The 5,776-nt window shown below is 40.3% G+C and carries 3 protein-coding genes; all 3 read right to left on the bottom strand.

What is annotated here, in order from left to right; all coding sequences use genetic code 11:
- Positions 1-20: 20 nt before the first annotated feature.
- Positions 21-1,544 (bottom strand): exo-alpha-sialidase, encoded by a 1,524-nt coding sequence (locus ABZB17_RS19655; RefSeq protein ID WP_372652801.1) that lies wholly within the window; start codon positions 1,542-1,544, stop codon positions 21-23.
- Positions 1,545-1,763: 219 nt separating this feature from the next.
- Positions 1,764-3,248 carry a RagB/SusD family nutrient uptake outer membrane protein gene (locus ABZB17_RS19650; protein ID WP_372652798.1) on the bottom strand — a complete coding sequence of 495 codons (1,485 nt, stop codon included), beginning with the start codon at positions 3,246-3,248 and terminating at the stop codon, positions 1,764-1,766.
- Between the two features lie 12 nt (positions 3,249-3,260).
- Positions 3,261-5,776, bottom strand: a 2,516-nt coding sequence (locus tag ABZB17_RS19645) for a SusC/RagA family TonB-linked outer membrane protein (RefSeq protein ID WP_372652795.1), incomplete at its 5' end; no start/stop codon positions are given.

The raw sequence follows: 5,776 nt of genomic DNA, 5'->3' as shown, positions 1-5,776 counted from the left end.
TGTAGTCAATCTCTTTCTAATTAGTTGGTTTTAAGGATATCTGCAACTTCAATTTTTTGAAAATAGAGGTCTTTCACACCTTCGTAAAGTATTCCGATTGTTTCGTTGTCGACCATGGTTAGGCAGGAATAACCGTACCCTCCATTTTCGTTTAGTTCAATCTGTAATTCTTCCGGCCAGGTCAAACCATTGTCAAGACTAGCTTTTATGGTCATGTTTTTTCTTTCATATTTGTTGTTGGGATTGGAAAAGAATAAAACATTCTTTATGCTACCGTTTAAAATAACTTCGGCACTAATAATACTGGCCATACAGTTTGACTCCGGCAATGCGTGATTTGAACTGGGATGCCTTTCCCATGTTTTTCCTAAATCGCTGGTAGCGGCAACGGCACGCCCGTTAGTATCTCCTTTGTCTTTCCGGTTTCGGTCATCTCGCATATTAAGCATTAAACTTCCATCGGGTAATTCCACTACCTGAGCTTCGGTAGTGTTAGTTTTAGCACCTGTACCAATGTTCCATGTTGCTCCCTGATCTTTGCTGTAAACAATAGTTGAGTGACAGGTAAATTGTCCTCCATCAATAGCTTTTTCTCCCGTATTTGCTTTAAACTGAGCTGGAAATACCAATGTTCCATTTTCCATACAAATTCCTCTGCCGGGACCTTGCAGTAGCAGTTGCCAGGCCGGATTCTTAATTTGTTCTGTAATATTCATCGGATCCGACCAGGTTAATCCATCATCGGTACTTTTTGCTAACATAAATTGTCCGGTAACTTCGGGTTTCATCCCGGGTTGAGAGGCCCACCACAGCATGTCTTTTTCGCTGCCACCACTCATCCACAATGCTGCCACCCAAAGTGTGTTGGTTTTATTATCATACAAAACACATGGGTCGCCAATACCGTTTAATCTTTGCGAACGGCCTCCCCATTCACCCATGTCCATAATTACCTTCATTGGTTCCCAGGTTTGGCCTCCATCGGTACTGCGGTTCATGGCAATATCAATATCTTCCTGCAAATCTTTGCTGTTGTTATAGCGGGCATCGTAAACGGCAATTAAGGTTCCGTTAGCTGTTGTAACCAAACCTGGAATTCGATAGGTATCGCAGTTATCCTGTCCTTGCTGTCTAACTATGTTACCGAACCGGATGGTATTTTTATCGGGCTGAATGGACTGTTTTGTATTGTGGTCGAATTCAAGAATAACCGTTTCAAGTTGAATCTTATTCTCAATACTGGTGTTTTCCAGTGCTTCAAATGAAAATGAGAATGAGTTGTTGGAAGCTGATAATGGCAGATCTACAGCAATGGTAGTTTCTTTGCCAATACCTGAAGTTTCACCGATTTGCAATGATTCCTGAGCATTGTTGTCAGCTCTTCCCAGAAGCTGTATCTTTTTTAATGTATTTTTTACATCGTCGTTCAAGAACCGTAAAGTTACAGAGGTTAATTTTTCATATTGTGTATTCTCTGTTTTGGGAATATTTACTACTGCAATCTCGTTGACCGATTTTTGTAAAAATACCGGTACCTTCTTCATGTGAATGGTAATTTCCGGTTCTGACAATACATCATCATTAGTCGCGAAACCCTGTTTACAGCTTCCGAATGAAGTTATTTGTACCATGAAAAGAAGTAGGAAGACTAGTTTTCTCATAATATTATAATTTGCTCAATTATCAGGTTTTTAGGAGGAGAGCCTAATCTTTTAGGCCCTCCATTTTCCCTAACCAAATTAAATCTATGCAAAAATTGCTACTTAATAGCCATCTGTCTGTGTTAATTCTGAATCATTTGCAAGCATACTCTCCGAAATTGAGTAGTAGATCTTATAAGCTTCGGAAGCATCAAGTGAAGCTACTTCATCAAAAACGTAAGATTCCCCGGCTCTAACCAGGTCCCACCATCTTTTCCCTTCACCAATGAATTCTTTATAGCGTTCGTCAAGAATGGCTTGTGCATTCTGCTCCTGAGAACCATTCGTAAATTCATGTCCTGAGAAGTTATCTCCATAGGCACGTGATCTTACGGCATTAATTTCTGCTGAAGGATCTTCGCCAAGATTATTTTTGGCTTCAGCAAGTAATAGCAGTACATCGGCATAACGATATAATGGCACATTGTTGTAGCTCCAGCGCGTACCGTCATCACCTACAATGCCCAGAAATTTATTTAAAATCGCTCCCTGGTAATTCGGATTTCCTGCCTCGAATGGAATATGATTGTTACCATCGTCGTAAATACGTATAAATGTGTTACGTCGCTGATCCTCCGGATTATCCAATAGAAGCAAGGTTTTTTCAGATGCGCCATAACGGCTTAATCCATTCACTACAAAGTCACTCATTGAGTTTCCTTCTTCATCAAACAAACTGACCAGGTCTACTGCACGGGTAGTAAACAAACTTCCGTAAAAGTTTCCTGCCTGATCCTTTTGATAGTCAATAGTAAAAATAAACTCAGAGTTGTTTTCGTTACCTTGTCCCCACAGGTTACTGTAGTCGACAAGGTTAAAACCATCAATTTGCTGAAGGGCTGCTTTGGCTTCTGTAAAATCACTATTACCTCCGCCAAGAACTTTGCCTGACCAGATATAGGCATCGCCTTTAAGCGCCAATGTTGCTGCTTTCGACCAGTATGTTTGTTTCCCCAACCATAAGCTGTTATCGCTACCAAAGTATTCCAGCGATCTTTCTATATCGCTTTTGATTTGTTGCATAACCTCTGTTTTTGGCGAGCGTGGTTTTTTCAATGCCAAAAGATCAACCTCCAAAAGCGGCTCTGTGTTTATTGGTACGTCACCCCAGGCTTTCACCATGGTATAATAGATCTGAGCACGTAATCCATAGGCTTGTCCCAGCATGTGGTTAAGCTCTGTTTCATTACTAAATTCTACGTCCGGCGCACTTTTTATAAAGTCGTTGATGTAATGCAATAAACCATAAAAATTTGCCCAGTTGCCAAAATAAACCAGTGTAGAACTAATATTGTTAGCCATCAGATCGACATCATTGGGCGAGTTGGCAAAGGTATTCCCTCCCCAAATATCAGAGCGGACTTCACCCATTTGCCATTGCGTGAAGGTATAGTTCCGGTAATTGGCATAAATCCCCACGTGAGCTGCTTTTACTGCTTCTTCTGTATCCCAAAATCCGTTGTAGGTTAAGTCACTCTCCGGTTTCATGTCCAGGTCGCAGGACATCAGGAATACAATTGATATAAATAATAGAATATATTTCTTCATGATTGAAATTTCTTAAAATGTTACATTTAGACCAAGCGTATAAGTTCGTGGAAGAGGGAATCTCCCGGTATCAAGGCCAGACGATGATTCTTCAGGAGAACTACCTGAGAATCCATTAAAGTAGGCTAAATTAGAGCCACTCAGATATAGTCTGACATTTTGAAAAACATTGTTTGCAATTTTTCCGTCAAGATCATAGCTAAGCGTTACTTCGCGTAATGCCAGGTAATCGCCTTTTTCCCACATGCGAGAGCTGCTGCTGGTCATTGAACCCTGGTCACCTCCTGCTGCCATGTGATTTCTTTGGCGGTCGACCAACGTAAAAACAGGCACATTTGAAGTTGGATTTTCCAGAGTCCAGGAATCCGCAATTTCTGCCGGTCCGTTTTGGTTCCCCTGGGTTTGTGCAATTCCTTTTACCCTACGGCCATTGATAATGTAATGACCTATGGCAAAGTCTGATTTCATGAATAAGCTAATATTCTTGTAATTCAACTCAGTTGTTAAACCACCCGTAAAATCAGGTGTTCTGCGTCCGATAACAACGCGGTCGAGATAGTTGATTACGTTATCGCCATTTAAATCTTTCCAACGCGTATCACCCAGAAACCTAACATCTTTTTTGGTTGCAAATTCAACTATTCTACCGGCATCTGCATCAATATCTGCCTGAGTCTGGTATACGCCATCAAATACATAGGCTGTAATTACATCCAAACCAACTCTTTCGCCTTCCTGTAAGCCTCCAACATACTTTGTGTCTCCGGTTTTTGGATCATAAATCTCAGTACCGCCCTGGCGATTGTTTTCAACGCCATTCTCAGGTAGTGATTTTGCATAGTTTTTTACCGAATAATACGTCAGGCCAACATTCCATTTGAAGTCGTTGGTTTTAATAACATCTGCGTTTACCTGCAACTCTAAACCTTTATTCTGAAGCGTACCATTGTTAGTTGTAATTGATGAGAAACCTGTCCATAAGGGCAAAGTAAGTCCGGCCAGTTTGTCTTTAACATCGCGAATGAAGTAGTCTGCGATTAAAGTTACACGATCGTTATAGAATCCAACATCAACACCCATATTGAAGGTTGTTGAACGCTCCCACTTCAAATCAAGCAAAGGCAATTGTGTGTTGGCATAACCTGATTGAGTATCGTAAACAGCTGTTTTTGCATAAGTGCCGAATACTCCAAAATTGCTTAAAACATCTATATTCCCGTTAACACCGTAGCTTAAACGAGGTTTAATTTTGCTAACTACATTTTTAACTTTTGATGTAGCAAAGAAGTCTTCGTTATGAATGTTCCATCCTGCTGATACGCCCGGGAAGAAATCGTATTTGTTATTACCCAAACGCGACGTACCATCATTACGAAAAGTAAAACCAAGTAAGTACTTGTAATCAAAATCGTAGTTTACCTGACCAAAAACCGAAGAAATCTCGTATCCGGTTTTGTAAGAATAAGGAACACCGCTTGCTTCTGAACCAACATTCATGGTGTAAATAAGATCAGTTGGCGATAGGCGAGTAGCTGCATTAAATGTAAAATAGTTCTCTTTGAAATATTCGGTACCTACAAGAGCACTCACATTGTGTTGGTTAAACGACTTTTTGTAATTCAACATTGCTGTTACCTGGTCGCGCAAAGTACGGGTGTGTGAGGCCGATGCCTGTCTTTCTGTTCGCAAACTACCCGAACTCAGATAAGCTTTATTAAAAGATTCGTTTGAATTATTTACCGAGAAATGACTTCCGCGAACCGTTAAATTAAAATCGTTCAGAAATTTGTAATCAAACTGAACTGATCCGGTAAGTCTTTCTTCCAGATTATTTCTGATAAACTTATCCTGGTAATACAATGGATTCCCAAATCCCAGATAAGTTCCAGGTTGGTATTTTGATGATAAACTTCCGTCTGGATTATTGTTATAAATTCTGGAAGTTGGAGCCAATCCTGCAGTACGCTGGAACAGGTTATAATCGCTGTCGTAAGGAAGATCTCTTTTTGAATGAGAATAGATCAAATTTGATGAGACCTTCAGGTTATCTGTGATTTTGTATGAAGCATTAAAAGTTCCGGAAACTCTTTCAAAAGAGGATCCATAAACCAGACCATTATCATCCATAAACCCGAGTCCCAAGTAATAGGTCCCTCTATCGTTACCACCATCAAATGACAAACTGTAATCCTGCGAATAACTATCCTGATAGAATAATTCATTCATCTGGTTATCCATAAAAATCAGTTGAGTTCCCGGATTGATAGGATCTTCAATGGATTGCCATCCTTCATAATTTAATAAATACCTGTTTTCATCGGTGAGTACCATTGTGGTATAAATGGAATTCGTCGTATTATTACCTGTAGCGGCAGCATGACCACCGGTTAAGAAAACATCCAGCCAATTGTAACCCATTACTTCCTGTGCTGCACGAACACCCAAACGATTGAACTTCACGTAATCGGCTGCATTCAAATATTCCATTGGATCTTCACGACGTTGGTTTGAAGTGAATTTTGCCCTGA

This window comes from Draconibacterium sp. (assembly GCF_041583095.1).
GTDB lineage: Bacteria > Bacteroidota > Bacteroidia > Bacteroidales > Prolixibacteraceae > Draconibacterium.
This window is presented reverse-complemented; position numbering and strand designations above follow the sequence as displayed.